The organism is Phaeodactylibacter xiamenensis, from assembly GCF_000759025.1.
Classification (GTDB): domain Bacteria; phylum Bacteroidota; class Bacteroidia; order Chitinophagales; family Saprospiraceae; genus Phaeodactylibacter; species Phaeodactylibacter xiamenensis.
Map to the genome: position 1 here is coordinate 1 of NZ_JPOS01000087.1, position 2,544 is coordinate 2,544.

Here is a 2,544-nt window from a genome sequence, read left to right on the forward strand (position 1 = left end):
AGCTTAATATTTTTTGACTTTTTAACCAAATTTTATTTCAAACCGAGAATCGCTGCAACTGAATTACACCCATCCTTATTCGCATTAATATTAAAATTGACTCCATCGGGATTTTCGAGCTCATTACAGAAAGACTCTATGCTACAGGAAGAGAGTTGGGGATTTTGTTGAATAGCCACACTTGGGCCAACAATAGTAGTGAGGTTTGCCAACCCATCGATATCTGTCAAAGTAGAGTTATTTCTAATAATTATTTGTTGACCAACATAAGTCAAATTAGCCAAAGCGTCTAGATCCTTCAGCGTAGAGTTGTCCTGAATTACTAAGGCGTTGATAGTAGTCAGGTTTTCCAAACCATCAAGAGATTCTAGTTTAGGGTTATTCTGACTAGTTAAAGTTCCCCCTACAGTAGTTACACCCTCAAGGTCAGACAGATCTTCCAGATTGGTGTTATCACTTAAGATAAGACTTCCAGTAGTAGAAGTGAGGTTCTCAAGACCAGACAGATTCTGTAGGGTAGTACTCTTGATCTGGAAATCACCGCCCACACTATTAATAAAAGAGAGACCAGAAATGTCAGTAATACCAGACCCAAATATAGTTAAGGATGCTGGTATGTTGGGGCAATTGGAATAATCAGCAACAAAATCATCAACTTTTGCCTGTGTATTCAAAAAATTAGAAAACTGCGGGCACTGAGCATGCAGCACTTGCGCAACAAGCAACCATAAGGGAATTAACAGTAATAGCTTTCTCATTAAAAAAAATTAATAAGTGAACAATAGAATCAATAAGGGGGGGAGTAATCTGATCCGGTGCCATCATCAGACAGCACTATCGATATGGGTTTGGCAATACTGGTTAAGCTTGCCTCTTCAAATAAGAACTTAAGCAGGTGCTGAACTTTGCTTTTAGCAGCTCAAAGCCAGACGGCGCTACAGGCTGTCGCTTTGTCGAGATTCCTGACAGAGAGGGGGCGTACGTACGTGATTAACAGCTTCGATAAGCAACCTAAATCGTTAGGTTATTACCGTATTTCAATCTCAAATATGCCACATTTCAACTATACAGCAAAACGGCACCAACGTAGCCTTAAGAACGAAAACCTACTCATTTACAAGCAATTATACAACTCTGTTGATTTGCCGTTCCTGAGTTGTAGACAAATTGTAGACTCCTTTCGCAGATTTTCATGCTGCTCTGGGGGCATTTTACGTGAAAATTTTTCGTCTGGAAAAATCACACTGCGTATTGAGGCAATCTTCTGGCCGGTTTTCCTAAGCTAAAACCAGGTAAGAATTGATGACAACAACACAGGATCATTATCCGCCACAAGCGCTACATACACCAAGGGCAAAGCCATCTGAAAACTAGTCTGTCCGGATGTGGATATTGAGGATGCTATTGGTAAACTTGGCCTGACGGGAGGCAAGCTTGTTTTGGGCGCAGGGGGAGGAACTCGAAATTCAACCTATAGCCTGGTATTGTACAATTCATTTGGTTGCCTGGGCTATATTTGGAGCAGGTTCGTAATGAAGATCAAGGAATTGTGCCCGCTTGCTGTGCCAGAATGCCCGGCAGAGTTCTGGCTAAAAAAAGATAACGCCTGAGCCTGCCCCCCATTTCTGCGGGGTTCATAAGTCCTTAGTTAACAATAGCCTGAATCGCTGCTATCCGCAGCGCTGACTCTTATTGCAGAACCGGAAACTTAGCTAATTAACAAAAGCGAGATCATTGCGCAGGGAGCGCAGCGTTGACTGTTGGAAGTTTGAGGTCAAGAATACGCTACCTTGAGCAGGCTCTGCTTGCAGCTGTAGCATAAATGCCGAAAGTCCAGTTTAGACTCGATTGGAAATTACAAAGTCAATAAGCTAAAGCGCTATCAGTCAATGAGCAACTAAGCTGAAAGAGGTCAGCATAAAAAACCAAGCTGCACGGCAGGGCACGATGCCATACAGTGCAGCTTGGAATCTAAGCGCTTCTATTGTGAGGGGGCAGATTACTGCCGTACCACCTTCAGCACTTCCCGGTAGCCCTGCTCGTCCCGCACTTCCAGGAAATACAAGCCGCGGGGCAGATTAGAGGCGTCAAAGCTATGGTTGATGGCTCCGGCAGGGAGCTGCAGTTGCCGTAGGGGCTGCCCAAGCTCGTTGAGGAGTATAGCTGTTGCTTCCAATTCAAGGGGCTGCTCAAAGTCGAGGGTGAAAGCACCGGAAGTCGGGTTGGGAGATACGCGCGCCCGCTGCACATCGGACAGGGCATCTGCAATCGGTCCGGTGTTCGGAGCAGACAGGTTCATGCCAGACATGAAGTTGACTTTGTCAAAGGTGGCTGTTGCCGTTCCGAAGGGGTTGGTGGAGAAGACGGCCAGGCCCATTTCCACGCAATCGCCCATAGGGAGTTCTGCCTGATGGAACTTAATCCACTTACTGCCATTCTTATAAAACCCGTTTATCCGATCGCCATTACGTACCAGGCGAAGCATGGAAGGAAAAGAAGCATATGTCGTATTGGATTCATTCTGCCCATTGTCTGTATAACGGA

The 2,544-nt window shown here is 45.1% G+C and carries 3 protein-coding genes; 1 reads left to right on the plus strand and 2 read right to left on the minus strand.

Annotation, left to right across the window (positions count from 1 at the left end):
• Positions 1 to 32: 32 nt before the first annotated feature.
• The gene (locus IX84_RS25920; RefSeq protein ID WP_044228062.1) at positions 33 to 758 is read right to left on the minus strand and encodes a receptor L domain-containing protein; all 726 of its coding nucleotides are present in this window, start codon (positions 756 to 758) and stop codon (positions 33 to 35) included.
• A 627-nt stretch (positions 759 to 1,385) separates the two neighbouring features.
• Between IX84_RS25920 and IX84_RS25925 the strand changes: the two genes are divergently transcribed.
• On the plus strand, positions 1,386 to 1,610 hold the full coding sequence (locus tag IX84_RS25925; protein ID WP_044228065.1) for a hypothetical protein: 225 nt from the start codon (positions 1,386 to 1,388) through the stop codon (positions 1,608 to 1,610).
• A gap of 389 nt (positions 1,611 to 1,999) precedes the next feature.
• Here IX84_RS25925 and IX84_RS25930 read toward each other — a convergent pair.
• The coding region (locus IX84_RS25930) for a T9SS type A sorting domain-containing protein (protein ID WP_044228068.1) at positions 2,000 to 2,544 on the minus strand (545 nt) is incomplete at its 5' end.